The sequence below is a fragment of the Halobacterium jilantaiense genome (assembly GCF_900110535.1).
GTDB lineage: Archaea > Halobacteriota > Halobacteria > Halobacteriales > Halobacteriaceae > Halobacterium > Halobacterium jilantaiense.
This window is the reverse complement of the sequence record NZ_FOJA01000001.1, coordinates 965436-989153: the sequence shown is the minus strand read 5'-3', so window position 1 is coordinate 989153 and position 23718 is coordinate 965436. Positions and strand designations below refer to the sequence as shown.

General features: G+C 67.8%; 26 protein-coding genes and 2 pseudogenes. 17 read left to right on the top strand and 11 right to left on the bottom strand.

Going from position 1 to position 23718, the window contains the following annotated elements; all coding sequences use genetic code 11:
- Positions 1–94 precede the first annotated feature (94 nt).
- The gene (locus BMW35_RS05080; RefSeq protein ID WP_089668293.1) at positions 95–607 is read right to left on the bottom strand and encodes a DUF7122 family protein; all 513 of its coding nucleotides are present in this window, start codon (positions 605–607) and stop codon (positions 95–97) included.
- The gene (locus BMW35_RS05075; RefSeq protein ID WP_089668292.1) at positions 604–1515 is read right to left on the bottom strand and encodes an RsmB/NOP family class I SAM-dependent RNA methyltransferase; all 912 of its coding nucleotides are present in this window, start codon (positions 1513–1515) and stop codon (positions 604–606) included. Before BMW35_RS05075 ends, BMW35_RS05080 begins: the two co-directional genes overlap by 4 nt.
- Before the next feature lie 107 nt (positions 1516–1622).
- On the opposite strand from BMW35_RS05075, the gene BMW35_RS05070 reads away from it, so the two are divergent.
- Both BMW35_RS05070 and BMW35_RS05065 read left to right on the top strand, forming a co-directional pair.
- The gene (locus BMW35_RS05070; protein ID WP_089668291.1) at positions 1623–2369 is read left to right on the top strand and encodes a proteasome assembly chaperone family protein; all 747 of its coding nucleotides are present in this window, start codon (positions 1623–1625) and stop codon (positions 2367–2369) included.
- Between the two features lie 252 nt (positions 2370–2621).
- Complete coding sequence (locus BMW35_RS05065) at positions 2622–2966, top strand: DUF6176 family protein (RefSeq protein ID WP_089668290.1); 345 nt, start codon at positions 2622–2624, stop codon at positions 2964–2966.
- A 66-nt stretch (positions 2967–3032) separates the two neighbouring features.
- Here the strand turns inward: BMW35_RS05065 and BMW35_RS15500 are convergent, their stop codons facing one another.
- Positions 3033–3185, bottom strand: a complete 153-nt coding sequence (locus tag BMW35_RS15500) for a hypothetical protein (protein ID WP_177170736.1) — start codon at positions 3183–3185, stop codon at positions 3033–3035.
- A gap of 189 nt (positions 3186–3374) precedes the next feature.
- Between BMW35_RS15500 and BMW35_RS05060 the strand changes: the two genes are divergently transcribed.
- The 4 genes from BMW35_RS05060 to BMW35_RS05045 all read left to right on the top strand — a co-directional run bounded on the left by BMW35_RS05060 (position 3375) and on the right by BMW35_RS05045 (position 6654).
- A complete protein-coding gene (locus BMW35_RS05060; RefSeq protein ID WP_089668289.1) occupies positions 3375–4496 on the top strand; it encodes a pyridoxal phosphate-dependent aminotransferase in 1122 nt (373 codons plus the stop codon).
- A gap of 64 nt (positions 4497–4560) precedes the next feature.
- Positions 4561–5412, top strand: a complete 852-nt coding sequence (locus tag BMW35_RS05055) for a UbiA family prenyltransferase (protein WP_089668288.1) — start codon at positions 4561–4563, stop codon at positions 5410–5412.
- A 31-nt stretch (positions 5413–5443) separates the two neighbouring features.
- Positions 5444–5833, top strand: a complete 390-nt coding sequence (locus BMW35_RS05050; RefSeq protein ID WP_089668287.1) for a hypothetical protein — start codon at positions 5444–5446, stop codon at positions 5831–5833.
- Between the two features lie 38 nt (positions 5834–5871).
- The gene (locus BMW35_RS05045) at positions 5872–6654 is read left to right on the top strand and encodes a class I SAM-dependent methyltransferase (protein ID WP_089668286.1); all 783 of its coding nucleotides are present in this window, start codon (positions 5872–5874) and stop codon (positions 6652–6654) included.
- A 27-nt stretch (positions 6655–6681) separates the two neighbouring features.
- On the opposite strand, the gene BMW35_RS05040 is transcribed toward BMW35_RS05045, so the two are convergent.
- A complete protein-coding gene (locus BMW35_RS05040; protein ID WP_089668285.1) occupies positions 6682–7863 on the bottom strand; it encodes a redox-regulated ATPase YchF in 1182 nt (393 codons plus the stop codon).
- A 109-nt stretch (positions 7864–7972) separates the two neighbouring features.
- On the opposite strand from BMW35_RS05040, the gene BMW35_RS05035 reads away from it, so the two are divergent.
- On the top strand, positions 7973–9079 hold the full coding sequence (locus tag BMW35_RS05035; RefSeq protein ID WP_089668284.1) for a CNNM domain-containing protein: 1107 nt from the start codon (positions 7973–7975) through the stop codon (positions 9077–9079).
- On the opposite strand, the gene BMW35_RS05030 is transcribed toward BMW35_RS05035, so the two are convergent.
- Both BMW35_RS05030 and BMW35_RS05025 read right to left on the bottom strand, forming a co-directional pair.
- Positions 9076–9357: a hypothetical protein gene (locus BMW35_RS05030; protein WP_089668283.1), complete on the bottom strand. Its 282-nt coding sequence runs from the start codon at positions 9355–9357 to the stop codon at positions 9076–9078. The two genes, BMW35_RS05035 and BMW35_RS05030, sit on opposite strands and share 4 nt — an antisense overlap.
- Before the next feature lie 50 nt (positions 9358–9407).
- The gene (locus BMW35_RS05025) at positions 9408–10253 is read right to left on the bottom strand and encodes a polymer-forming cytoskeletal protein (protein ID WP_089668282.1); all 846 of its coding nucleotides are present in this window, start codon (positions 10251–10253) and stop codon (positions 9408–9410) included.
- A gap of 95 nt (positions 10254–10348) precedes the next feature.
- On the opposite strand from BMW35_RS05025, the gene BMW35_RS05020 reads away from it, so the two are divergent.
- Both BMW35_RS05020 and BMW35_RS15975 read left to right on the top strand, forming a co-directional pair.
- Positions 10349–10546 carry a DUF5800 family protein gene (locus BMW35_RS05020; RefSeq protein WP_089668281.1) on the top strand — a complete coding sequence of 66 codons (198 nt, stop codon included), beginning with the start codon at positions 10349–10351 and terminating at the stop codon, positions 10544–10546.
- A gap of 68 nt (positions 10547–10614) precedes the next feature.
- Positions 10615–10749: a hypothetical protein gene (locus BMW35_RS15975; RefSeq protein ID WP_281242464.1), complete on the top strand. Its 135-nt coding sequence runs from the start codon at positions 10615–10617 to the stop codon at positions 10747–10749.
- Positions 10750–10896: 147 nt separating this feature from the next.
- Here the strand turns inward: BMW35_RS15975 and pan1 are convergent, their stop codons facing one another.
- Positions 10897–12117, bottom strand: a complete 1221-nt coding sequence (gene pan1 / locus BMW35_RS05015) for a proteasome-activating nucleotidase Pan1 (protein ID WP_089668280.1) — start codon at positions 12115–12117, stop codon at positions 10897–10899.
- A gap of 123 nt (positions 12118–12240) precedes the next feature.
- Here pan1 and BMW35_RS05010 point away from each other — a divergent pair, with 123 nt between their 5' ends.
- From BMW35_RS05010 to BMW35_RS04995, 4 genes are all read left to right on the top strand, one after another.
- Positions 12241–12483 (top strand): MarR family transcriptional regulator, encoded by a 243-nt coding sequence (locus BMW35_RS05010; RefSeq protein ID WP_089668279.1) that lies wholly within the window; start codon positions 12241–12243, stop codon positions 12481–12483.
- A 159-nt stretch (positions 12484–12642) separates the two neighbouring features.
- A complete protein-coding gene (gene mre11 / locus BMW35_RS05005) occupies positions 12643–13866 on the top strand; it encodes a DNA double-strand break repair protein Mre11 (protein ID WP_089668278.1) in 1224 nt (407 codons plus the stop codon).
- The gene (gene rad50 / locus BMW35_RS05000; protein ID WP_089668277.1) at positions 13863–16526 is read left to right on the top strand and encodes a DNA double-strand break repair ATPase Rad50; all 2664 of its coding nucleotides are present in this window, start codon (positions 13863–13865) and stop codon (positions 16524–16526) included. The genes mre11 and rad50 overlap by 4 nt, the downstream gene beginning before the upstream one ends.
- Before the next feature lie 39 nt (positions 16527–16565).
- Positions 16566–16817: a hypothetical protein gene (locus tag BMW35_RS04995; RefSeq protein WP_089668276.1), complete on the top strand. Its 252-nt coding sequence runs from the start codon at positions 16566–16568 to the stop codon at positions 16815–16817.
- Here BMW35_RS04995 and BMW35_RS04990 read toward each other — a convergent pair.
- From BMW35_RS04990 to BMW35_RS04980, 3 genes are read right to left on the bottom strand one after another with little or no spacing between them, the layout of a single operon-like run.
- The gene (locus BMW35_RS04990) at positions 16805–17233 is read right to left on the bottom strand and encodes a DUF7346 family protein (RefSeq protein ID WP_089668275.1); all 429 of its coding nucleotides are present in this window, start codon (positions 17231–17233) and stop codon (positions 16805–16807) included. The two genes, BMW35_RS04995 and BMW35_RS04990, sit on opposite strands and share 13 nt — an antisense overlap.
- A 25-nt stretch (positions 17234–17258) precedes the next feature.
- A complete protein-coding gene (locus BMW35_RS04985) occupies positions 17259–17540 on the bottom strand; it encodes a DUF7322 domain-containing protein (protein ID WP_089668274.1) in 282 nt (93 codons plus the stop codon).
- A 40-nt stretch (positions 17541–17580) separates the two neighbouring features.
- The gene (locus BMW35_RS04980; protein WP_237007065.1) at positions 17581–17775 is read right to left on the bottom strand and encodes a DUF7331 family protein; all 195 of its coding nucleotides are present in this window, start codon (positions 17773–17775) and stop codon (positions 17581–17583) included.
- 104 nt (positions 17776–17879) lie between these two features.
- Here BMW35_RS04980 and BMW35_RS04975 point away from each other — a divergent pair, with 104 nt between their 5' ends.
- Positions 17880–20588, top strand: a complete 2709-nt coding sequence (locus BMW35_RS04975; RefSeq protein ID WP_089668273.1) for a DNA-directed DNA polymerase — start codon at positions 17880–17882, stop codon at positions 20586–20588.
- Between the two features lie 30 nt (positions 20589–20618).
- Here the strand turns inward: BMW35_RS04975 and BMW35_RS04970 are convergent.
- Positions 20619–20951: pseudogene (locus tag BMW35_RS04970) on the bottom strand (SDR family oxidoreductase); the annotation flags it as partial.
- Here BMW35_RS04970 and BMW35_RS04965 point away from each other — a divergent pair.
- From BMW35_RS04965 to sufB, 3 genes and pseudogenes are all read left to right on the top strand, one after another.
- Positions 20943–21242, top strand: a pseudogene (locus BMW35_RS04965) (DJ-1/PfpI family protein); the annotation flags it as partial. The pseudogenes BMW35_RS04970 and BMW35_RS04965 sit on opposite strands and share 9 nt — an antisense overlap.
- A 106-nt stretch (positions 21243–21348) precedes the next feature.
- Complete coding sequence (locus BMW35_RS04960; protein WP_089668272.1) at positions 21349–22260, top strand: ABC transporter ATP-binding protein; 912 nt, start codon at positions 21349–21351, stop codon at positions 22258–22260.
- 33 nt (positions 22261–22293) lie between these two features.
- Positions 22294–23718, top strand: coding sequence for a Fe-S cluster assembly protein SufB (gene sufB, locus BMW35_RS04955; protein ID WP_089668271.1), 1425 nt, complete (start codon positions 22294–22296; stop codon positions 23716–23718).

Genomic DNA, 23718 nt, shown 5'->3' with positions numbered 1-23718 from the left:
CGCCTTTGTTTCCCGTCCATTGCCGCTACCTCGTTCAACAGCGACCTCCCTCCCATTCGAACGTCTGGTTTACGTCTCCTCGGATCGGTAGCCGTCAGTCCGCGTCGAACTCTCGCCGACGGCCCTTCGGCACCATCGACTGGAGCGTGCCGTAGGTGAACAGCCCGACACCGATGGGTTCGACGCGTCCGGCGACCTCGTGGGCGGCGACGAGGTACCCCCAGTCGCCGTCCCAGTCGAGGTCCTGCTCCTCGCCCGCGAGGAACACCCCAGCCTGCTCGCGGTCCAACTCGACGACGTTCTGGGTCGCCTCGCGGCCGAACCGCTGGGCGGCAATTGTCGTCGGCTTCCAGTGCTCCTGCCGGGTGCGCAGAACCTTCAGCCCCAGCGCCTCCACCGGCACTGGCGTCCCGGGGTCGAACGGGAGCGCCCACACCTTCCCCGCGCCCTTCTCCCAGAACGTGTACTCGTCGAAGGTGTCCTGGGGGACGCCGAACCGGTCGACCCACCAGTCGACGACGGCCTCGCGGCTCGGCCGCCCTTCGACCTCGCGGTCGTCGGCTGTCGCGGGCAGCCGGTCGAACTCGCGGCTCACGTTGTCTCTCATGCGGTCACCTCCAGTTTCGCGGCGAAGAACCCCCCCGTGTCGTTCTGGTGGGGGTAGTACCGCCGCGCCCGAGCGAGGCTGTCGTCGTACGACTCGCCGTCCCACTCGGTCAGCCCGGGCGACGAGTCGAGGCCCACGTCGAACGCGACCAGCCGGCAGTCCGTTCGGTCCAGCACCTCGTCGACGACGGCCTCGTTCTCCTCGGGCGCGAACGTGCACGTTGAGTAGACGACCGCGCCGCCATCGCCGGTGAGTTCGACGGCGCGTTCGAGGATGTCCGCCTGCAGGCGGCCGAGGTTCCGGCTCGCGGACGCCCCCGCGCCGTCCAGCGCGTCCGGGTTCTTCCGAATCGTCCCCTCGCAGGTGCAGGGCGCGTCCACGAGCGCCGCGTCGAAGGCGTCGACGTCCGGGAACGCGTCCAGGGTCGCGCGCCGCGCGTCGGTGTTCGTCACCGCCGCCGACGTGACGCCGAGCCGGTCGCAGTTCCCGCGCAGCGCCGACAGCCGGCCGAGGTTGTCGTCGTTCGCCACCACGAACCCCTCGTCGGCGATTTCGGCGGCGAGCTGCGTCGTCTTCCCGCCCGGAGCCGCACACGCGTCCCACACCATGTCCCCGGGCTCGGGGTCGAGCAAGCGCGGCGGCACACAGGAGACTTCCTCCTGACCGTGCAGCCAGCCGTGGACGTACGGCCACGTGTTCCCCGGCTTCCCCGTGTCCACTTCCAGCACGCCCTCGTGCCAGTCCCGGCGCTCGACTGCCACGCCCTCGTCCTCCAGGGCGTCGACCGCCCGGTCGACCCCGACCGCCAGCGGATTCACGCGGACCGTCGTCGGCAGCGGCCGCTCGCAGGCCGACAGAAACGCCTCGAAGTCCTCGATAATCGGCTCGTACCGCGACAGCGCGTCCATTGCTCGCTCCTACGCCCGAGGGTGGTTTGTGGCTTGCGCTCCCGCCCCCGACCACCGAGTCCCTCCCCGCCCCCGGCTTTATGCGACCGTCCGCCGAACCCACTCGCATGGCCAGCGTGAACCGCCGCGCGGACTTCGACCTCGACTCGCCCACGCTCGTGGAAGGTCTCCCCGGTGTCGGCCTCGTCGGCAAAATCGCCACCGACCACGTCGTCGAGAGCTTCGACATGGACCTCGTCGCTAGCGTCGACTGCGACGGCATCCCGAACGTCGCCGTCTACGACGACGACTCCCACGACGTTGTCCCGCCGGTCCGCATCCACGCCGACGAGTCCCGGAACCTCCTCGCGCTCCAGAGCGACGTACCAGTCGCCCGCAGCGGCTCCAGCGACTTCGCCGACTGCCTCACCACCTGGTTCGACTCCAACGATGTCACTCCGCTCTACCTCTCCGGCCTCCCCGACGAGAACCACGAGATGGGTGAACTCCCCGCCGTCTTCGGCATCGGCTCCGGCTCCGGGACCACCATCCTCACCGACCACGACATCGACACCCCGCCCGAACGCGGCGTCGTCGGCGGCCCCACCGGCGCGCTCGTCAACCGCGCCGCCGAACGCGGCCTCGACGCCGTCTCCCTCGTCGTCGAATCCGACCCCCAGTTCCCCGACCCCGCCGCCGCCCGCCGCCTCATCGACACCGCCATCGCCCCCATCACCGGCGTCGACATCCCCACCGACGACCTCGTCGACCGCGCCGAGGAAATCCGCGACCAGAAGGAGAAACTCGCCCAGCGCATGCAGGAAGCCAGCGAAGAGGAGTCCACGCAAGCGAAACCGATGCGGATGTTCCAATAGTACCTTTTTACTGCGGGGGGTCGCCTGCGGCGACCGCTCCTCGCAAAAAGCTACGCCGGGAGAGCACGACTCTCCCGAGCCCTGGCTCGCTGCGCTCGCCAGGACGCTAAAACGCCCCGCGCTCACTTCGTTCGCGGATGCTGAACGTAGCTTGTGATGGGGTAGGTGCTGGTGCTGACTGTGCAGGCACGTCCTGTGCCGCAAATCCGAGGTCGGGATAACAGTTATTTGGAGTTGCCGCGACGCGCCGGTATGGCCGATGTCGTCCTGTCGAAACAGAAAATCGCCGACGGGAAGACCGAGCGACTCCGGGAGTGGGCAGCGGAGGTACAGAACCGCAGAGACGAGGCCGTGGTGACGCTGCGTGACGAGGGCATGCACTCGGAGACGGCGTTCGTCGAACACACCGACGACGGCGACTTCCTCGTCTACTACATGAAGGCCGACGACATCGACGCGGTGTACGAGGCGCTCGAAGACTCCTCGCACGACATCGACGAGGACCACGAGCGCGTGCTGATGGACGTGCTAGAAGACGGCGAGGAGGTCGGCGACTACGAGTTTCTCTACCACCTGGAGAACCCTGACCGACCGTAGGAGACGGGAGCGACCGCTCGACCACCCGGTTCGGCGTCTACCGAAACTGCCGGTGGATACGCCCGCTCACGCCGACGGAGAGTACACCTCGGCCCAGAGGAATCCGGCACCGAGAACCACGTAGAGAAGACCCGAAAGCGAGAACAGCAGATTGCTATTCCAGGCGAAAGACGCCATCTGTGCGAGACCAGCGCCAATCATTGCCAGTCCGACGAGCATCTTGGCTCGTTGACTCGCCATACGTGTACCGCGGATGTCGATCTGATTACTGTACCGTTTTCAGGTAGCGAACTGCTGTCAGACTTCGATAGCCGGCGGGGGTTCGGTGCGCCGTCTCGTCGGGGCTCCCGCGGTCTCCGGCTGCCCGGTTCGCCAAGAGTTATCAGGTGTCCCGTTCCCGTCTGTGGTATGACGGAGTTCTCCGAGCGCGTGGAGCAGGTCTCCATCAGCGGCATCCGCGAGGTGTTCGAGGCGGCGGGCGAGGACGCCATCAACCTCGGGCTGGGACAGCCCGACTTCCCGACGCCCGAGCACGCCCGGCAGGCGGCCGTCGACGCCATCGAAGCGGGGAAGGCCGACGGCTACACGTCGAACCGCGGGACGCCCGGCCTCGTCGACGCCATCGTCGACAAACACGCCCGCGACCAGGGCGTCGACGTCGCGCCCGAGGGCGTCATCGCGACGGCGGGCGGCAGCGAGGCGCTGCACCTCGCGCTCGAAGCCCACGTCGACCCCGGCGAGGAAGTACTGTTCCCCGACCCCGGGTTCGTGGCGTACGACGCGCTGACGCGCATCGCGGGCGGGGACCCGGTCGGGCTCCCGCTCCGGGACGACCTGACGCTCGACCCCGCGACCGTCGAAGACCACATCACCGACGACACGGCGGCGTTCGTCGTGAACTCGCCCGGAAACCCCACGGGTGCCGTCCAGTCGCCCGACGACATGCGGGAGTTCGCGCGCATCGCCGACGAACACGACGTGCTCTGCATCAGCGACGAGGTCTACGAGCACATCGTCTTCGAGGGCGAGCACCGCTCCCCGATGGAGTTCGCGGAGACCGACAACGTCGTCGTCGTGAACGCGTGCTCGAAGACGTACTCGATGACGGGCTGGCGGCTCGGCTGGGTCGCCGCCAGCGAGCGCCGCGCCGAACGCATGCTGCGCGTCCACCAGTACGTCCAGGCGTGTGCCAGCGCCCCGGCCCAGTACGCCGCGGAGGCCGCACTCTCCGGCCCACAGGATGTCGTCGACGAGATGACGGCGTCCTTCGAGGAACGCCGGGACGTGCTGCTGGACGGCCTCGAAGACATGGGGCTGGACGTGCCGACGCCCGAGGGCGCGTTCTACGCGATGCCCGAAGTCCCCGACGGCTGGGTGGACGAGGTGGTCGACAGGGGCGTCGTCGTCGTCCCGGGGTCGGCGTTCGGCGACCACGGCGAGGGGTACGCCCGCATCTCCTACGCCACGGACATGGACTCACTGCGGGCGGCCATCGACGCGATGCGCGAGGCGACACGGGCCGTCCGGTAGCCGGCGGACCGCCGGACCGCGGCCTGCCCCGATAGTTATGCCGCCGGCGACTCATGGTATCACTATGCACGTTTCGCGGCACGGGCGGGGAACCCGCGCAGACCTCGGCGCGCTCGCCTCACAGGTCCACCCCGTGTTCATGCTGCCGCCGCTGGCGGCGTCTGCGTTCGGCGCGGTGCTCGCCGGTTCGTTCTCCCTCGGCGTCGCCGCAGTCCACCTCGCGGCGATGTTCTTCGCCGTCTACACCGCCCACGTGAAAGACGGCTTCGTCGACTTCCACGTCCGGGGCGAGGACGACGACCACCCGCTCACCGAGTCCGGCTGCCGGGTCGCGCTGGCCGGCGCTTCCCTCGGTTTCTTCGCGTGTGCCGCCGGCCTCCTGTGGCTGGTCGGTCCCGGCGCTGCCGCGCTCGCGCTGCCGGCGTGGCTCATCGGCTACCACCACGCCCCCCAGTTGGACACCAACCCTGTCACCACGACGACAGGCTACCCCGCCGGCATCGCCGTCTCCCTGCTCGGCGGCTACTACGCCCAGGTCGGCGCGCTCGGCGTGCGGTCGCTGGCGTTCGCCGCCGTCCTGCTCGTCCTCCTGACGGGCGTGAAGGTCGTCGACGACTCGAAGGACTACGACTACGACCGCTCCATCGACAAGCGCACGGTCGCCGTGGTGCTCGGCAAGCCGGCCGCGCGCCGCTTCGCGTACGGCCTGATGGCGGCCGCGATGGCCGGCGTCGTCGCGTTCGCCGCGCTCGCCGTCTTCCCGCCGAGCACCGTGCTCGCCGTCGCTGCGTTCGGCGTCGTCGCCGCGTTCGCCGCGCGCAGCGAGCCGACGGTCGCGACGATGCTGCTCGTCCGCGGCTGCTACGTCTTCCTGGCCGTGCTCGTCGCGGCCGTCTGGTTCGAGCCACTGGCCTAACACTTTTGTCGGGTCGGGACACGGTTCGCCCATGGACAGACTCGCCATCCTCGCTGGGGGTGCCGTCGGCGCGGCGACAGTCACCGCCGCAGTCACGCGCGCCGGCACGCCCGAAGCCGTCGCGGTCGCGCTGCTCGCGACCGGCGTCTGGACCGGCGCTGTCAGCCGGTCGTTCCAGTCCGAGTTTCTGGACGCGTTCTTCGCCGGAGCGCTCGGCTGGGCGCTCGCCGTCACACTCGTCGCGTTCGCGTTCGGCGGCACGAGTACGGCGAACGAACTGAGCCAGAGTGTCGTCGACGTCGGCCTGCTTGCCTACCTCTCCGCGCTCGGCTTCTCTGTGGTCCCGGGGCTGTGTGCGGCTGCCGGCGGCGGTGCCGGCGCTCGCATCCAGTACGTCGTCCGCGACCGCCTCGGCGCGTAGCCGGTGGCCTGAAGGCCGCGCGTTCCCTCCCAGTCGACATGAGCGACTGGCAGGACGACGACGTTGTCGCCGACCAGTACGAGGACGCCGGGAATCTCGGCGCACGCCAGATGCTGCACGCCCGCTTCGCCGCGAGCGAGCAGTCCCGCTACGAGTGGCTGTTCGACCGACTCGACCTCCCGGCCGACGCGGAGGTGCTCGCGCTCGGCGGCGGCAACGGCACGGTCTGGGCCGTGAACGCCGACCGCGTCCCGGACGGCTGGGACGTCACCGTCACCGACGCGTTCCAGGGAATGGTGATGAGCGCGATGGACGCCCTCGAAGACGCCGCCCACGACTTCAACTTCGACGCCGTCGACGCCCGAGACGTCCCGTACCCCGACGACACCTTCGACGCGGTCACCGCGAACCACGTGCTCTACCACCTCGACGACGCCGACCGGGAGCAGGCGCTCGCCGAGATTCGGCGCGTCCTGAAACCCGGCGGCGCGCTCTACGCGTCGACGAACGGCTCCGACAACCTCGCCGAACTCTGGGACGTGGCCGAGGCCTTCGCCGAGTTCCCGGACGAACTCCCGTTCTCGCTGTCGAACGGCGGCGACCAGCTCCGCGAGCACTTCGACAGCGTCGAGCGCCACCGCTACGACACAGAACTGGTCGTCGACACGCCGGAGCCGCTGGTGGCGTACGTGCTCTCGCTGCCGGGCGTCGACCCCGCAGCCGGCCCCGACCTCGAGCGCGCGTTCCGCGAGCGCTTCGAGGACGGCGAACTGCGCGTCGAAACCGACATCGGCGTGTTCGTCGCGCGGCTCGCCGAGTGAGAGCGAGCGGGACGGAGCGCCGTCCGGCTACTTCGCGGTGGAGACGATTTTCACCACGTCGCCCTCGTCGAGTTCGTAGTCCTCGCCGACCTCTCGTTTGCTCTTCGCGTTGACCGCGTGGAGGTAGCCGTCCCCGATGTCCGAGTGGACGGCGTACGCGAGGTCGACGGGCGTCGCCCCCGATTCGAGGAGGAAGGCGTCGGGGAGGACGTTGCCCTTCGCGTCGGTCCACTTCGACTGGTCCTGGACGGGGAACGCCGTCACCATGTCGAGGAGGTCGTAGACGGCGTAGTCGAGTGCGCCCTGGATGCCCGTGCCGCCGTACTCCTGCATCGTCGCCCGGAGGTCGTCGAGCGTCTCGCGCTGCTCGTCACCCACGTCGCCCGTAATTTCGAAGTCCTCGTCGCCGGGGTCGTAGTCGAGGATGCCCGCGTCGTCGCCGCGTCGCAGCGCGAGTTCGCCCTGCGCCGTCGCGGGAATCACGGGCTTGTCGAGGTCCAGCAGCCGCTGGACGTTCTCCTCGGGTGCCACGTCGACCTTGTTCGCGACGACGACGATGGGCTTCGTGCGCTCGCGGACGCCCCGGGCGAGCGCCTCCCGGTCGTCGTCCGACCACTGAATCGGGTCCTCGGGGTAGTCGATGTCCCGGAGGACGGCCGCGACCTGATACTCGCTCGCGCCGAATCCCGTCATCATGTCCGTGACGGCCTCCTCGATGTCGAAGCCGGGCGAGCGAGACGCCCGCTCGACGCTCTCCCAGTTGTCCTCCACGATGCCCGCTAGCCAGAGGTCCATCTCTTCCTCCACGAAGTCGATGTCGTCGACCGGGTCGTGTTCGCCGACCTCGACGGGCTCGCCCTCCGCGTTCGTCGCGCCGGAGGCGTCCACGACGTTCACGATGACGTCGGCGTTCGACAGCTCGTCGAGGAACTGGTTGCCGAGCCCGCGGCCCTCGTGAGCGCCCGGCACCAGCCCCGCCACGTCCAGTAGCTCCACCGGCACGTACCGCTTCCCGTCGTGGCAGTGCTCGTGGCCGCAGCGCTCGTCGCGGGTCAGGCACGGGCACTCGGTCCGCACGTGGGTCACGCCCCGGTTCGCGTCGATGGTGGTGAACGGGTAGTTCGCCACGTCCACCTCCGACCGTGTCGCCGCCGTGTAGAACGTCGACTTGCCGGCGTTCGGCTTCCCGGCAAGCGCGATAGAGAGCATACCAGACGGTTCTCTCGAAGCCGGAAAGCGTCTTTCGGTTGGGTGCCCGCCGTCCGCTCCGTGTATCGAGGTCGACACGTCTTTGGGGCCGGTTCGTCATGCTCCCGGTATGTCTACTGGCGAAATCACGCCGGTGACCGCGCTGCGCATCCTCGGCGGCATCGTCCTCCTCGCCGGCAACGGCTTCTTCGTCGCGACCGAGTTCGCGCTCACTCGCGTCCGACAGTTCGACGAGTCGGAGTTCCAGGAGACGGCTGGGCTCCGCCGGGCGTGGGAGATGACCGACCGCCTCGAAATCTACCTGACGGGCTGCCAGCTGGGTATCACCGTCTGTTCTGTCGGGCTGGGCGTCGTCGCGGAACCGGCGCTCGCAGTGCTGTTCGCACCCGTTCTCGAACTCGTCGGGTTCGGCGCGGCGTCCACCGCGACGCTCTCCGTGCTGGTCGCCCTCGCCGTGATGAACGTCGCCCACCTCGTGCTCGCCGAGCAGGCACCCACCTACCTCGGTGTCGAGCGCGCGAAGACGGTCGCGAACTACTGCGCCCCGCTGCACTACTGGTGGACGCGAACCATGTCGCCCATCATTCGCGCCGGTGACTACACCGCCAAGGCGATTCTCTCTCTCGTCGGCGTCGAGATGACGCGCTCGTGGACGGAAGAAGAGGCCGAGGGCGAACCCCCAATCGACGGCCGCTCCGACCTCCGGAGCCGGATGGGCGACCTGCTCAGTGGAACGGAGATTCCCGACGAGCGCCGGGAGGAAGTCATCGGCGCGCTCGACATCGACCGCATCCCCGTCGGCGACGAAGCCGTCCCGGTCGACGAGGTCGTCGCCGTCTCCACGACCGACGATCTGGAGACGAACCTCGACAGGATGGCCGACGCCCCCCACGTCCGGTACCCGCTGGTCGGCGAGTCGATGGACGACTTCAGGGGCGTCGTCTACCTCCCCGAAGTCTTCCGGGACCTCGACGACCTCCGGGACGGCACGCTCGCCCTCGAAGACGTCGCGCACCCGCCGCTGGTCTTCGACGCCGACATGTCCGTCAGTGACGCAATCGACCGCTTCCAGGCCGAACGGCAGGAACTCGCGTTCGTCACCGACCCCGACTCGGGCAGCGTGGTGGGGATGCTCACAGTCACGGACGCGCTGGAAGCCATCGCCGGCGACGTCGAGGACCCGTTCGACGAGGCGGCCGAGAAGTCCCAGTCCTAACCCAGTCGGTCGGCAGCGCTCCCGACGGCCACTGTCAGGAAGTAGACGCCGACGAACACGAGCGCGCTGTCCCACAGCAGACTCGGGACGCCGTATCCGGCGTGTGCGGGGGTCGACTCGCCGAGCATCCACCAGACGCCGTGAACTCCGGTGAGCAACGCGAGTACGCCGAGCCACGCGAGCACCGCCGCCGGGAGCAGGCGCACGCCCAGCCACCGCGGCTCGTGGTCACCGTTCAACGACTGGCCCGTCGCACTGTCATCGTCGGGGGAGGGCATCACTGCTGGATGGTCGCGGACCAATCAAGAAACCTGGCGGTCCGGCCGAGTCACTCGGCGTCCCGGTCGGTGGAGCTGCCGAGCCGCATCTCGCCGCGAGCGCGGATGATGCCGTCGACGTCCGCGGCCTCGTCGATGGTCACGTCGTGGCCGGAGACGTCCCCGAGGACGACCGCGTCCCCCTGCACGTGGACGTTCCCGTCCCGGGTTGTCACGTCGCCGTGGATCTTCGTGCCGGCACCCACCGTCACGTCGTCTTGGGCGCGCAGACTCCCGAAGACGTTGTTTCCGCGCCCGACGTCGATTTCGGTCGCGCGGATGTTGCCGTGCAGCCGGCAGTTGTCGCCGATGGTCGCCGGCGTGGAGACGCGCCAGGCGTCGTCGGAGACGCTCCCAGACCGGGGAATCGTGAGGGGGTCTCGGTCGCCGTCGGCCGCCAGCTCCTCGACGAGGTCCTGGGCTTCCTCCTCCTCGCCGAGCTGGAGGAGGTGCGTGACGTACATGACGAAGAACGTGAGGGTGGGCATCGGGTTCCGGATGACAATCCAGCCGGAGGCCTCGAAGCCCTCCTCGATGTCGACGTCGTCGCCGATGTCGAGGTCGCCGCCGACGACGAGCCGGCCCGTGATGTGGGCGCGCTCGCCGAGGTAGGCGTCTTTCTCGGCGAGGACGTTGCCGTCGACCTCACACCACATGTCGAGTCGGCAGTCGCCCTCGGCTTCGATGTCGCCGTCGAAGGAGACGCGTTCGCCCGCGACGACGCTGCGGCCGCGAACCCCGAGTTCGACCGTCGACTGCCCGCCGACGAGCACGTCACCGTCGGTGACGAGGTCGTGCTCCTCGACGGTGGTGTCGTCGGGTATCCGGAGCCGGTCGATCGGGTTCGGGCCGAGCACACGGGCCTCCAGATGTCGCACAGCTATAAACCCCGCGAGACCGTCAGACGAGCGTCAGACGACGGGGTTTAGTCTGTGGGCGCGTACTCTCGGACATGACGACGCTCTCCTTCGAAGACGACGGCGTGGACGTGGTGTACGAGGGCACCGAGTTCCGCATGGAGAAGGACCTCATCGAGGAAGCCACGGAGAAGAACTACGACGACGTCACCGACCACGAGGTGCTCCAACTCGTCGAACCGAACCCCGCGCTCTCCGGCGAGCCCCGGCGCATCGGCGACATCGTCAACTGACTGGACGCCCGGGCCGCGGTCGGGTGACTGATGGCAACGCTTACGGCGCGCCGCGCGGACATCGAGGTATGGACGCGCTCGACCAGTTCGACCACGACTCCTACTGGACGGCCCTGGCGACGTTCGGCAGCTACGGCCTCGTGCTCGCCGCGATGACCGTCGCGCTGTTCCTCGTGCCGTACTTCGTGTTCTCCGCGCTCTGAGGCGGGTTCCGTCGCAGGCTGCGGTCTCCGACGCCACACAGCCGACGCTGTCTCTCCGTCTGTCTCGTGGCAGCGTCGGTGACGACTCCGGGAGCAGCCCGACGGCTATCGACTGGAAACTGAAACGGAAAACAGCCAGAGAGCGGCCTAGGCGAACGTCCGGGACGGCTCGGCGGACGCCTCCGCGTCACTGTCCTGTTCGAGCTTCTCGCGGGCCGACCGGAAGTCCTGCATCGTGACCTCCTGGCGGTCGTCGCGGATGGCGAACATCCCCGCCTCGGTCGTGATGGCTTTCACGTCCGCGCCGGAGAGGTCGTCGGTGTCGGCCGCCAGCTCCGCGAAGTCGACGTCGTCGGCGACGTTCATGTCGCGGGTGTGGATCTTGAAGATCTTCTCGCGGCCCTCGGCGTCGGGGTTCGGCACTTCGATGAGGCGGTCGAAGCGGCCGGGCCGGAGGATGGCGCGGTCGAGCATGTCGAAGCGGTTGGTGGCGGCGATGATGCGGATGTCGCCGCGCTCGTCGAAGCCGTCCATCTCCGAGAGCAGCTGCATCATCGTGCGCTGGACCTCGGCGTCGCCCGAGGTCTTCGAGTCCGTCCGCTTCGACGCGATGGCGTCGATCTCGTCGATGAAGACGACGGCGGGCTCGTGGTCGCGGGCGACCTGGAAGAGGTCGCGGACGAGCTTCGCGCCCTCGCCGATGAACTTGTGGACGAGTTCCGAGCCGGCCATCTTGATGAAGGTGGCGTCGGTCTGCTTCGCGACGGCCTTCGCCATCAGGGTCTTCCCGGTGCCCGGCGGCCCGTGCAGCAGCACGCCGCTCGGCGGGTCGATGCCCACGGTCTCGAACAGCCCGGGGTTCTTCATCGGAAGTTCGACGGTCTCCCGGACCTCCCGGAGCTGCTCGTCGAGCCCACCGACGTCCTCGTAGCCGACGTCGGGGGACTGCTCGACTTCCATCACGCGGGCGCGGACGTCCGCCTCGTCGTCCAGCCGGCGGACGACGGACAGCGAGTTGTTGACGGCCACGCGAGCGCCGGGTTCGAGGTCCTCGCGGAGTTCATCCGTGACCTCGGTGAGGGCCTCCTGGTTGTTGCCGTGCTGCTTGATTACGGCACCCTCGTCGTTCAGTTCCTGGACGGTCGCGATGAACAGCGGGGACTGCTTGAGCTTCTTGTTCTCGTGAGAGAGCCGCTCGAGCTTCTGCTGGTACTTGTTGTTCTCTGCGTTGGCGTCGAGCAGCCGGTCGCGCATCTCCTCGTTCTCCTCTTCGAGGGTAGAGAGTTGCTCCTCTAGCGCCTCGAGTTTCTCCTGTTGAGAGGCGCTGTCGTCGTAGGGGAGCTCCACGTCCTCGACGGTGTCGGTCATCACACCGAGGTAGGTCGCTGCCGCACAAGAGGCTTCGGGTGGTCGTACCTCACCCAAAAGAAATTACTAACACGCATTTTCAAATCCGGAACAATTATGCAAGTGCATTCGGTATCGGTGGGTATGAGCGCGACAGCCATCGACGCCGACACCGTGGAAGCACTCGAAGACCTGCCGCCGAGCGCGAAGCTCGTCGCCAAGGTTCTGGAGTACAACGACACGCTCTCCCAGAGCGAACTCGCCGAGGAGACGCTGCTGCCCGACCGTACGGTGCGCTACGCGCTCACCCGCCTCGAAGAACAGGACGTGGTCGAGTCCCGCTTCTCGTTCTCGGACGCCCGCAAGCGCCTCTACACGCTGACCTGACTCGGTCTCCACGACGGTCGAGCCAACCCAGCGGTCGCCCAGACTCCCCGCGCTCGCTGCTCTCCCGTCAATCGCTCCCGAACAGCCGACGCCACGCGCACTCTCCGGCGCGCCGAGCGCCGAAGCTTTATCCGGGGTACCGCTACACTCTGGCAGTACATGGCTCGCGTCATCCACACGGGGGACACCCACCTCGGGTACCGCCAGTACCACGCCCCCGAGCGCAGACAGGACTTCCTCGACGCCTTCCGGGCGGTCGTCGAGGACGCCGTCGCCGAGGACGTCGACGCCGTCGTCCACGCCGGCGACCTCTACCACGACCGACAGCCCGGCCTCCGGGACATCCTCGACACCATCTCGGTGCTGCGGCCGCTCCGGGACGCCGACATCCCCTTCCTCGCCGTCGTCGGCAACCACGAGGGCACGCGGGACGCCCAGTGGCTCGACCTCTTCGAGACGCTCGGGCTCGCCGAGCGCCTCGGCGACTCGCCACGACGCGTCGGGGACACGGCGTTCTACGGGCTGGACTACGTCCCCGAGTCGAAGCGCGACGACCTCGACTACGAGTTCGACGCCCACGACGCCGACCGCGCGGCGCTCGTCTCCCACGGCCTGTTCACGCCGTTCCCGCACGCCGACTGGGACCTCGACGCCGTCCTGCGCGAATCGACCGTCGACTTCGACGCCGTCCTGCTCGGGGACAACCACGCCGCCGACACCGCCCAGGTCGACGACACCTGGGTGACCTACTGCGGGTCGACAGAGCGCGCGAGCGCGAGCGAACGCGACCCCCGCGGCTACAACGTCGTCGAGTTCGACGAGGACGTCGCCATCTCCCGGAAGGGCATCGACACCCGCGACTTCGTGTTCGTGGACGTCGACCTGGGCTCGGAGGACGGCACGGCGTTCGTTCAGGAGCGCCTCCGCGAGCACGACCTCACGGACGCCGTCGTCGTCGTGACCGTCGAGGGCGACGGCGAGAACGTCACGCCGGCCGAAATCGAGCGCTTCGGCGACGACCACGGCGCGCTCCTCACGCGGGTGAACGACCGCCGCGAGGTCGACAGCGAGTCCGACGTCGAGGTGTCGTTCGCCGACCCCGACGACGCCGTCAGAGAGCGCGTCCGTGAGATGGGGCTCAGCGAGCCGGCGCTGGACGTCGACCAGACGGTTCGGGACGCCACAATTGCCGGCGGCAACGTCCGGGAGCGCGTGAAACAGCGCGCTGAAGCGGTCCTCGACGGCGACGACGGCGGCCTCGACGCCGGGAGCGACGAGGACGGGAACGAGGACGAAGCGAGTGCGACTGACTCCGGTACCGAGGCGGGTGCCGACGCCGGAGACGACGACTCTCAGACCGCCACCATGGAGGACTTCCTGTGAAATTCACGCGACTCTCGCTGCGGAACTTCAAGTGTTACGAGGACGCCGACGTCACCCTCGACCGAGGCGTGACGGTCATCCACGGGCTGAACGGCAGCGGGAAGTCCAGCCTGCTGGAGGCGTGTTTCTTCGCGCTGTACGGTGCCACCGCGCTCGACAAGACCCTCGACGAGGTCGTGACCATCGGCGAGGAGGAGGCCGAAATCGACCTCTGGTTCGAGCACGCGGGCGGTGACTACCACGTCCACCGGCGCGTGCGGTACACCGGTGACCGCGCGACGACGGCGGACTGCGTGCTGGAGACGCCCTCCGGCCAGGTCGAGGGTGCCCGGGACGTGGAAGCCCACGTCGCGGACCTCCTGCGGATGGACGCCGAGGCGTTCGTGAACTGCGCGTACGTCCGGCAGGGCGAGGTGAACAAGCTCATCAACGCCTCGCCGAGCACGCGACAGGACATGATCGACGACCTGCTCCAGCTCGGGAAACTCGAAGACTACCGGGAGCGCGCCAGCGACGCCCGCCTCGGCGTGGAGGACGTGAAGAGTAACGTCGAGGGGCAACTCGACAGGCTCGACGACCAGATTGCGGAGAAGGAAGACCAGGACCCCCACGACCGGCTCGCGGCCCTGAAATCCGAGCTCGCCGAGGTGACCGAGAACGTCGAGAACTACGAGGCGCAGCGCGAGCGCGCCCAGGAGACCCTCGACGACGCCGAGGACGTCCTGGAGCGCTACGAGGAGAAACGCGAGGAACTCGAAGCCGTCACGGAGAAAATCGGGGAGGTCCGGGAGGCCGTCGCCGAGGCCGAGAGCGAGCGCGAGGACCTCGCCGAACGCGCCAGCGAGCACCGCGAGCGCGCGAGCGACCGCGGCGACAAGGCCGCCGACCTCGCGACCGAGGCCGGCCTCGACGACCCCGACGTCGAGGCTGCCGAAGCCGAACGCGAGGCCGTCGAGACAGAGCGCGAGGCCGTGACCGAGCAGGTGAGCGAGGTGGCTCCGGAGGCCTCCCGGCTCTCCGAGCAGGCCGACAGCGCCGCGGAGCGCGCCGACGACCTCGAAGAGCGCGCCGAATCCCTGCGCGAGGAGGCCGACGCGCTCGCCGCCGAAGCCGACGAGGCCGACGGCGAGCGAGAGGCCGCCGTCGAGCGAATTGAGGAACTGGACGAGCAAATCGCGGACGAGAAGGCGGCGTTCGAGGACGCACCCGTGGAGTTCGGCGACGCCGAGTCGTTCCTGTCCGACGCCGAGCGCGAGCGCGAGGACCTCCGTGAGCAGCGCGAGGCGCTCCGAGCCGACCTCCAGTCCGCCGAGGACCGCGTCTCCGAGGCCGAGGCGCTGCTCGACGAGGGGAAGTGCCCCGAGTGCGGGCAGCCCGTCGAGGGCTCTCCGCACGTCGAGAGCGTCGACGAGTACCGGAAGCGCGTCGCCGAGCTGCAAGACGACGTGGAAGCCGTCGAGCGCGACCTCGAAGACGCGACCGAGCGCGTCGACCGCGCGGAGGCGCTCGTGAACGCCGAACGCGAGGTCTCGGACCTCGAACAGAACCGAGACCTTGCCGTCGAGCGCCGCGAGGAGAAAGCCGACGCCGCCGAGTCGAAACGCGAGCAGGCCACCGAGAAACGGGAGCGCGCCGACGAACTCGCCGAGGAGTCCGCGGAGGCCCGCGAGGAGGCTGAGGCGAAGCGGGAGCAGGAGACCGAGAAGCGCGAGACGCTCGCCGACCTGAACGCGGAGCAGACCGAGCTGAAGCAGCGTCTGGCGGTCCTCGACGAACTCGTCGACGTTCTGACTGACGCCGCGGAGCACCGGACGGAGGCCGAGCGGCTGTCGGAGAGACGCGAGTCGCTGGCCGACCAGAACGAGGAGCGCCGCGACCGGCTCTCTGACTTGCGGGACCGCAAGCGCGACCTGGAGGCGGAGTTCGACGAGGACCGCGTCCAGGCCGCCCGCGACGACAAGGCGCGCGCCGAGGACTACCTGGCGGACGTGGAGCCGGAACTCAAGAATCTCCGAGAACGGAAAGACGAGCTCACAGAGAACATCGGAGACCTGAAAGGCGAAATTCGGCGATTAGAGGAATTGCGCGAGGAGCGCGAGCGCGTGCAGTCCCGCTACGAGGACCTGCAGGCGCTCCACGACGAGGTCTCGGAGCTGGAGTCGACGTACGGCGAGCTCCGGGCCGAACTCCGCCAGCAGAACGTCTCGAAGCTCGAACGCCTGCTGAACGAGACGTTCGAGCTGGTCTACCAGAACGACTCGTACGCCCGCATCGAGCTCTCCGGCGAGTACGAGCTCACGGTCTACCAGAAGGACGGTGAGCCGCTGGAGCCCGAGCAGCTCTCCGGCGGGGAGCGCGCGCTGTTCAACCTCAGTCTGCGGACCGCCATCTACCGGCTGCTCGCGGAGGGCATCGAGGGGGAAGCGCCGCTGCCGCCGCTCATCCTCGACGAACCGACCGTGTTCCTCGACTCCGGGCACGTCTCGCAGCTCGTGGAGCTCGTGGAGTCGATGCGCAAGCTCGGCGTCGAGCAGATTGTCGTGGTGAGCCACGACGACGAGCTCGTGGACGCAGCCGACGACGTGGTGCGCGTCGAGAAAGACGCCACGTCGAATCGCTCCCGTGTGGTGCGCGGCGAGACCGTCCCAGTCTCCGAGTAGCGCCGGAAGGTTCTCACGGGTAGCGGACAAACAGCTACCATGTCGACGAGTCAGGGTACGTCCTCGGGCACCAAGACGACGACAGGGGATACGGAACAGGATATCGGGTGGACAGCACTCCGGCAGCTGCTGCTTCTCGGCGGCGCGCTGGCGCTTGCGGGTGCCGGTCTCGGCGTCGCAGGCGTCGCCGCGTCGGTGCCGCTCGTGTGGGCGTTCGGCATCGGGGCGTCTGCGGTGTCGCTGTCCGTGCTGGCGGTGACCGGCTACCACGGCCGCGCTCAGTCCGTCTGACGGAGCGCGTCGACGCCGTCGCGGCCGGCGTCGGTGAGTTCGTAGGCGCGTTCGCCTGCGACCGTGGTCTCCGCGAGCAGCCCCGCTGCGCGGAGTTCGGTGACGGCTCCGAGGAAGTCGCTCTCGCAGGCCGCGGACTCGCCCAGCAGCGCCCGGACCGGCCGGGGGCCGTCGTCGGCGAGCGAGACGAGCAGCCCGACCTGCCAGTCCTCGTGGCAGGCGCGCAGAATCCGGCGGGCGGGCCCGGGGACTGCCCGGGCGAGCGCCTCGAACGGCGACTCGCCGCCCGCCGGTTCGAGGTCGTCGTTCGGTCGGAACGTCTCCTCGCCGGTCTCCGGGTCGCGGACGCGACTGCTCTCGCTGCTCTGCTTGAGGAGCACCCAGCGCCGGTCGTCGCCGTCGACTACCGTCCGCATGCCTACGGCGAGGCCGTCGACGGCGTTAGTCCTTCCGGCTGTAGACGCGGTACTTGTAGGAGCCGTAGACCGAGAGAATAGCGCCGGCTGCGAGCAGACTGCCGCCGGCGTCCCAGTCGCCCTGGAAGCCGACGAGCATCGCGCCGACGCTGAGGGCGAGCAGCGCGGCGTTGAACACGAGCACGAGCGACCAGAACTGTCGCTTGAGCTCGGTGCTGGCGGCCGACGAGTCCGGGATGTCGACCGAGGGAGCCAGCTCCTGCTCGGCCTCGGATTCCTCGTCGGCGAACGGGAGGTCGTCGAGCACGACCAGAACTGGGGTGTGTGGGAGGAAAGCGTTACTGGTTCTAGAGGGCGTCGCCCAGTGGCACGGCGTTCGTGCCTTTGAGCCACGCGAGCGGATTCTCCGCGTCGTAGAGTACGACGCCGTCGTCTGTGTCGTAGGCTTCGACGCTGTCTCGTGCGTCGTCACCCTCGGGCAGCTGTGGGACGTCGTTGTGGCGATGCCGGTCGCCCGCTGCGTGGTCTGTCACGTCTGTCACCTCGAAGTTTGGTATGGAGTCACATGATATAAGCCTTCTCCCCGTGTCCGAATCTGCCGCGGCGAAGGGCGAGTTTTTAGGGTGGACGAACGAACCGAGAGATAATGGGAAACACCGAGCTCTCCGAGTTCATGCACGAGAGCGACGGGAACGGCGGCGACGGTCCCGGTGAGGAGACGGTCCGCGCGGAGGCCGAAGTCGTCGCGGGTGACGCCGACCCCGTCGTGAACGAGGTGCTGACCGCGGAGCAGGACGCGCTGCCGGACGCCGAGGGCGAGGTCGAGCTGATGGTGACACAGGTCGATTACACCGTCGAGGGGTCCGGCGACCGCGAGCGCCCGGTCCTCCACGTCTTCGGTCGCACCGAGGACAACGAGGCCGAGCACGTCCGCGTTCACGGCTTCCGGCCGTACTTCTACGCGCCGACGGACAGCCTCTCCGAGGACGACCTCACCCGGGACGTCATCACGGGCACCGAGGACGGCTACGAGTCAATCCGGGGCGAGGAACTGACCCGGATATTCGGTCGGACGCCGCGGGACGTCGGGAACATCCGCGACGAGTTCGAGCACTACGAGGCGGACATCCTGTTCCCGAACCGGCTGCTCATCGACAAGGACATCACCGAGGGTGTCCGGGTGCCGGACCGCCGCGCCGACGACGGTGCCGTCTACGTCCACCACGACGAGGTCGAGGCCTGCGAGGTGGCGGCCGACCTGCGCGTGAACACGTTCGACATCGAGGTCGACGACCGCAACGGCTTCCCGGAGGACGGCGAGGAGCCGGTGGTCTGCCTGACGAGCCACGACAGTTACCGCGACGAGTACGTCGCGTGGCTGTACACGGCCCCCGACGCGACCGTCGAGAGCCCCGGCGAGGTGCCGGGCTACGACCCGCTGACGGACGACTTCGACGTCGACGTCCGGGTCTTCGACAGCGAGGAGGCGATGCACGAGGCGTTCCTCTCGTACATCGAGGAGACGGACCCCGACGTGCTGACTGGCTGGAACTTCGACGACTTCGACGCGCCGTACCTCATCGACCGGCTGGACGAGCTCGACTCTGGAACGAGTCACGACCTCGACTCCGACCGGCTGTCGCGCGTGAGCGAGGTCTGGACCTCCGGCTGGGGCGGCCCGAACGTCAAGGGCCGGGTCGTCTTCGACCTGCTGTACGCCTACCAGCGCACGAAGTACTCCGAACTCGACTCCTACCGGCTGGACGCCGTCGGCGAGCAGGAACTCGGCGTCGGGAAGGAGCGCTACCCGGGCGACATCGGCGACCTCTGGGAGGACGACCCCGAACGCCTCCTGGAGTACAACCTCCGGGACGTGGAGCTCTGCGTCGAAATCGACCGCAAGCAGTCCATCGTCGCGTTCTGGGACGAGGCCCGCAAGCTGGTGGGCTGCAAACTCGAAGACGCAACGACGCCCGGCGACGCCGTGGACATGTACGTCCTCCACAAGGCGTTCGGGAACTTCGTGCTGCCGTCGAAGGGCCAACAGGAGGCCGAGGAGTTCGAGGGCGGCGCGGTCTTCGACCCCATCACGGGCGTCCGGGAGAACGTCTCCGTGCTGGACCTGAAGAGCCTCTACCCGATGTCGATGGTGACCATCAACGCCAGCCCGGAGACGAAAGTCGACCCCGAGACGTTCGACGGCGACACCTACCAGACGCCGACGGGCGTCCACTTCCGCAAGGAACCGGACGGCATCATCCGGGAGATGGTCGACGAACTGCTCACCGAGCGCGAGGACAAGAAGGAACTCCGCGACCAGCACGATCCGGACAGCGAGGACTACGAGCGCTACGACCGCCAGCAGGCCGCCGTGAAGGTCATCATGAACAGCCTCTACGGCGTGTTCGGCTGGGACCGCTTCCGGCTGTACGACCGCGCGATGAGCGCGGGCGTCACGTCCACGAACCGGGAGGTCATCTCGTTCACCGAGGCGGCTGCCGAGGACTTCGGCTACGAGGTCGCGTACGGTGACACCGACTCGGTGATGCTCGAACTCGGCGGCGGGATGACCAAGGAGGAGGCCATCGAGGAGTCCTTCGACATCGAGGACCACATCAACGCCGCCTACGACGAGTTCGCCCGCGAGCAGTTGAACGCCGACGACCACCGCTTCCAGATCGAGTTCGAGAAGCTCTACCGGCGGTTCTTCCAGGCGGGCAAGAAGAAGCGCTACGCCGGTCACATCGTCTGGAAGGAGGGCAAGGACGTCGACGACGTCGACATCACGGGCTTCGAGTACCAGCGCTCGGACATCGCGCCCATCACGAAGCGCGTCCAGAAGGAGGTCATCGACCTCGTGGTGCGCGAGGGCGACGTGGACGGCGTCGAGGACTACGTCCACGGCGTCATCGAGGACTTCCGCGAGGGCGAGGTAGACCTCGACGACATCGGCATCCCGGGCGGCATCGGCAAACGCCTGGACAACTACGACACCGACACCGCACAGGTGCGGGGCGCGAAGTACGCGAACCTCCTGCTCGGGACGAACTTCGACCGCGGGTCGAAGCCGAAACGGCTCTACCTCGCGAAGGTCCACCCCGAGTTCTTCCGGGGCTTCGAGACCGACAACCCGGGTGCCGACGACGACCCGCTGTACATCGAGTTCAAGCGCGACCCGGACGTCATCTGTTACGAGTACGCCGACCAGATTCCCGGCGAGTTCGAGGTCGACTACGACAAGATGCTGGACAAGACGCTGAAGGGACCCATCGAGCGCATCCTCGAAGCTCTGAACATCTCCTGGAACGAGGTGAAGTCCGGCCAGACGCAGACCGGGCTCGGCAGTTTCACGTAACGCTCCGAGCGCACCCCGTCCGGCTGCCGTTCAGAAGTGCGAGAACTTGTCCTGCCGGTAGACGTCGATTTCGCTCGCGGTCGCGGGTGCGTCCGTCGTCGCGGCGAACGCGATGGCGTCGGCGACGTCTTCGGGTTCGCAGACCTCGCCCTCGTCGAAGGCGTCCTCGAAGGCGGTGCCGTCGGCCTCGTTGAACCGGGTGCGGACCTCGCTGGGGTTGACGACGGTGACGGCGACGCCGTCGTCGCCGTAGCGGGCTTCGACGCTGTGCGCGAAGCCGCGCGTCCACCACTTCGTCACGGCGTAGACGGGGTTGAACGGCCGGGGGTACTGACCGGCGAAACTCCCGACGAAGACGAGGTCATCGAGACCGTACAGCACTTCTTCGACGCGGACAAGCCCGTGGCGACGCTCTGCCACGGGCCACAGGTGCTGGCGGCCGCTGGGGTCCTCGACGGGTACGAGCTGACGTCGTATCCGGCCGTTCGACCCGAGTGCGAGGCGGCCGGCTGCACGTGGGTCGACGAGGTGACGACCGACGGAAACCTCGTGACTGCGCAGGCCTGGCCCGACCACGCCGAGTGGCTCTCGCAGTTCCTCGACGTCCTCGGAACCCGGGTGGAACACGGGGACCCCGTCGTCGCCGACGACTGACGTGATTTTCCGATTCACAAATTCATTTTTCTCGTCGAGGAAACAACGACGGTGAAATCCGCAACCGTTATAGGCCTCACGGACGTTGTTTAGGATGACCTAATCGATGGCTACGCTCCAACTCAACGACGTACACGCGGAAGTGGCTGAGGACGGCGGTGAGACGATTCTCGAAGGCGTGAACCTCGAGATTCCCTCCGGGGAGATTCACGCCCTCATGGGCCCCAACGGCTCCGGGAAGTCCACCACGGCGAAGGTCATCGCCGGCCACCCCGCCTACGACGTCACCGACGGCGAAGTACTGCTCACGCTCGAAGACGGCGACTTCGAGGGCGTCGAAGACGTCCCCGAGGACGAACGCACCTTCGACCTGCTTGACCTGGAGCCGAACGAGCGCGCCGCGCTCGGCATCTACCTCGGCTTCCAGTACCCCGCCGAAATCGAGGGCGTCACACTCGTGAACTTCCTCCGCACGGCGCTCAACGCCAGCCTCGAAGAGCGCGACGAACTCCTCTTCGGTGAGGGCGACGAGGACGACGAAGAGGACGACGCGGGCTACGAGAACTCCCCGATGGAGGGGCCCGCCGACGAGGGCGAAATCGGCGTCGCCGAGTTCCAGGAGCTGCTCTCCGAGAAGATGGAGCTGCTCGACATGGACGAGAAGTTCGCGAACCGCTACCTGAACGCGGGCTTCTCCGGCGGCGAGAAGAAGCAGAACGAGGTCCTTCAGGCCGCCATCCTCGAGCCGAGCATCGCCGTGCTCGACGAGATCGACTCCGGGCTGGACATCGACCGCCTGCAGGACGTCTCCGAGGGCATCAACGCGCTCCGCGACGAGCAGGGCACCGGTATCCTCCAGATTACGCACTACCAGCGCATCCTCGACTACGTCGAACCCGACCGCGTCCACATCATGCTCGACGGTGAGGTCGTCATGGAGGGCGACGCCGAACTCGCCGAGAAGCTCGAGGACGAGGGCTACGACTGGGTCCGCGAGCAGGTCTACGAGACCGCGTAACGGCCCCCGGACGCCACCCCACCAACACACACCATGAGTTCCGAAGACATACAAGACACTGACACCGAGGCGCGTTTCGAGTTCAAGAAGGAGGAGGAGTCCGCCTTCGAGTCCGAGAAGGGCCTGACCGAGGAGACGATTCGCGTCATCTCCGAGGACAAAGACGAGCCCGACTGGATGCTCGAGCGCCGCCTCCGCGCACTCGAACAGTACAAGAAGATGCCGATGCCGACGGACTGGCCGGGCCAGCCGGACCTCTCCGAGCTCGACATCGAGGAGATCGTCCCGTACATCCGACCGGACGTTGACAAGCGCGAGGGCGTCGACGACTGGGACGAACTCCCCGAGAACATTCAGGACACCTTCGAGCAGCTGGGCATCCCCGAGGCGGAGCGCAACGCGCTCTCCGGCGTCGGCGCGCAGTACGAGTCGGAGGTCGTCTACCAGAACATGCAGGAGCGCTGGGAGGAGAAGGGCGTCGTCTTCTGCAACATGGACGAGGCCGTTCGGGAGCACCCGGAGCTCGTCAAAGAGCACTTCATGACGGACTGCGTGCCCGCCAGCGACAACAAGTTCGCCGCACTCCACGGCGCTGTCTGGTCGGGCGGGTCGTTCGTGTACGTCCCCGAGGACGTCACGGTGAACATGCCGGTGCAGGCCTACTTCCGGATGAACTCCGAGGGCATGGGCCAGTTCGAGCACACGCTCATCATCGCCGAGAAGGGCTCCGAGGTCCACTACATCGAGGGCTGCTCGGCTCCGAAGTACGCGAGCCACAACCTCCACTCCGGCGGCGTCGAAGTGTACGTCGGCGAGGACGCGCACGTGCAGTACTCGACCGTCCAGAACTGGTCGAAGAACACGTTCAACCTCAACACGAAGCGCGCCATCTGCGAGAAGAACGGCACGATGGAGTGGGTTTCGGGCTCCATGGGGTCGAAGGCGACGATGCTGTACCCGTCGACCATCCTCAAGGGCCGCGGCGCGACTGACAACCACATCACCATCGCGTTCGCGGGCGAGGGACAGAACATCGACACCGGCGCGAAGGTCTACCACAACGCCCCGGAGACGAAGTCCACAATCGAGTCGAAGTCCGTCGCGAAAGACGGCGGCCGCACGAACTACCGCGGCCTCGTCCACATCGCGGACGGCGCGGAGGACTCGAAGACGAACGTCGAGTGCGACGCGCTGATGTTCGACAACGAGTCGACCAGCGACACCATGCCGTACATGGAGATCAACGAGTCGAAGGTCGACGTCGCCCACGAGGCGACCGTCGGGAAGATCGGCGACGAGGACGTCTTCTACCTCCAGAGCCGCGGCCTCGACGACGACGACGCCAAGCAGATGATCGTCTCCGGGTTCATCGAGCCGATCACGGAGGAGCTACCCATCGAGTACGCGGTCGAACTGAACCGCCTCATCGAGCTCGAGATGGAGGGGAGTCTCGGATAA

Excerpts from the sequence above, each read along its gene's own strand:
- BMW35_RS05080 (WP_089668293.1), bottom strand. The coding sequence starts at position 607 with ATGAGAGACAACGTGAGCCGCGAGTTCGACCGGCTGCCCGCGACAGCC.
- BMW35_RS05075 (WP_089668292.1), bottom strand. The coding sequence starts at position 1,515 with ATGGACGCGCTGTCGCGGTACGAGCCGATTATCGAGGACTTCGAGGCG.
- BMW35_RS05070 (WP_089668291.1), top strand. The coding sequence starts at position 1,623 with ATGGCCAGCGTGAACCGCCGCGCGGACTTCGACCTCGACTCGCCCACG.
- BMW35_RS05065 (WP_089668290.1), top strand. The coding sequence starts at position 2,622 with ATGGCCGATGTCGTCCTGTCGAAACAGAAAATCGCCGACGGGAAGACC.
- BMW35_RS15500 (WP_177170736.1), bottom strand. The coding sequence starts at position 3,185 with ATGCTCGTCGGACTGGCAATGATTGGCGCTGGTCTCGCACAGATGGCG.
- BMW35_RS05060 (WP_089668289.1), top strand. The coding sequence starts at position 3,375 with ATGACGGAGTTCTCCGAGCGCGTGGAGCAGGTCTCCATCAGCGGCATC.
- BMW35_RS05055 (WP_089668288.1), top strand. The coding sequence starts at position 4,561 with ATGCACGTTTCGCGGCACGGGCGGGGAACCCGCGCAGACCTCGGCGCG.
- BMW35_RS05050 (WP_089668287.1), top strand. The coding sequence starts at position 5,444 with ATGGACAGACTCGCCATCCTCGCTGGGGGTGCCGTCGGCGCGGCGACA.
- BMW35_RS05045 (WP_089668286.1), top strand. The coding sequence starts at position 5,872 with ATGAGCGACTGGCAGGACGACGACGTTGTCGCCGACCAGTACGAGGAC.
- BMW35_RS05040 (WP_089668285.1), bottom strand. The coding sequence starts at position 7,863 with ATGCTCTCTATCGCGCTTGCCGGGAAGCCGAACGCCGGCAAGTCGACG.
- BMW35_RS05035 (WP_089668284.1), top strand. The coding sequence starts at position 7,973 with ATGTCTACTGGCGAAATCACGCCGGTGACCGCGCTGCGCATCCTCGGC.
- BMW35_RS05030 (WP_089668283.1), bottom strand. The coding sequence starts at position 9,357 with ATGCCCTCCCCCGACGATGACAGTGCGACGGGCCAGTCGTTGAACGGT.
- BMW35_RS05020 (WP_089668281.1), top strand. The coding sequence starts at position 10,349 with ATGACGACGCTCTCCTTCGAAGACGACGGCGTGGACGTGGTGTACGAG.
- BMW35_RS15975 (WP_281242464.1), top strand. The coding sequence starts at position 10,615 with ATGGACGCGCTCGACCAGTTCGACCACGACTCCTACTGGACGGCCCTG.
- pan1 (WP_089668280.1), bottom strand. The coding sequence starts at position 12,117 with ATGACCGACACCGTCGAGGACGTGGAGCTCCCCTACGACGACAGCGCC.
- BMW35_RS05010 (WP_089668279.1), top strand. The coding sequence starts at position 12,241 with ATGAGCGCGACAGCCATCGACGCCGACACCGTGGAAGCACTCGAAGAC.
- mre11 (WP_089668278.1), top strand. The coding sequence starts at position 12,643 with ATGGCTCGCGTCATCCACACGGGGGACACCCACCTCGGGTACCGCCAG.
- BMW35_RS04995 (WP_089668276.1), top strand. The coding sequence starts at position 16,566 with ATGTCGACGAGTCAGGGTACGTCCTCGGGCACCAAGACGACGACAGGG.
- BMW35_RS04990 (WP_089668275.1), bottom strand. The coding sequence starts at position 17,233 with ATGCGGACGGTAGTCGACGGCGACGACCGGCGCTGGGTGCTCCTCAAG.
- BMW35_RS04975 (WP_089668273.1), top strand. The coding sequence starts at position 17,880 with ATGGGAAACACCGAGCTCTCCGAGTTCATGCACGAGAGCGACGGGAAC.
- BMW35_RS04960 (WP_089668272.1), top strand. The coding sequence starts at position 21,349 with ATGGCTACGCTCCAACTCAACGACGTACACGCGGAAGTGGCTGAGGAC.
- sufB (WP_089668271.1), top strand. The coding sequence starts at position 22,294 with ATGAGTTCCGAAGACATACAAGACACTGACACCGAGGCGCGTTTCGAG.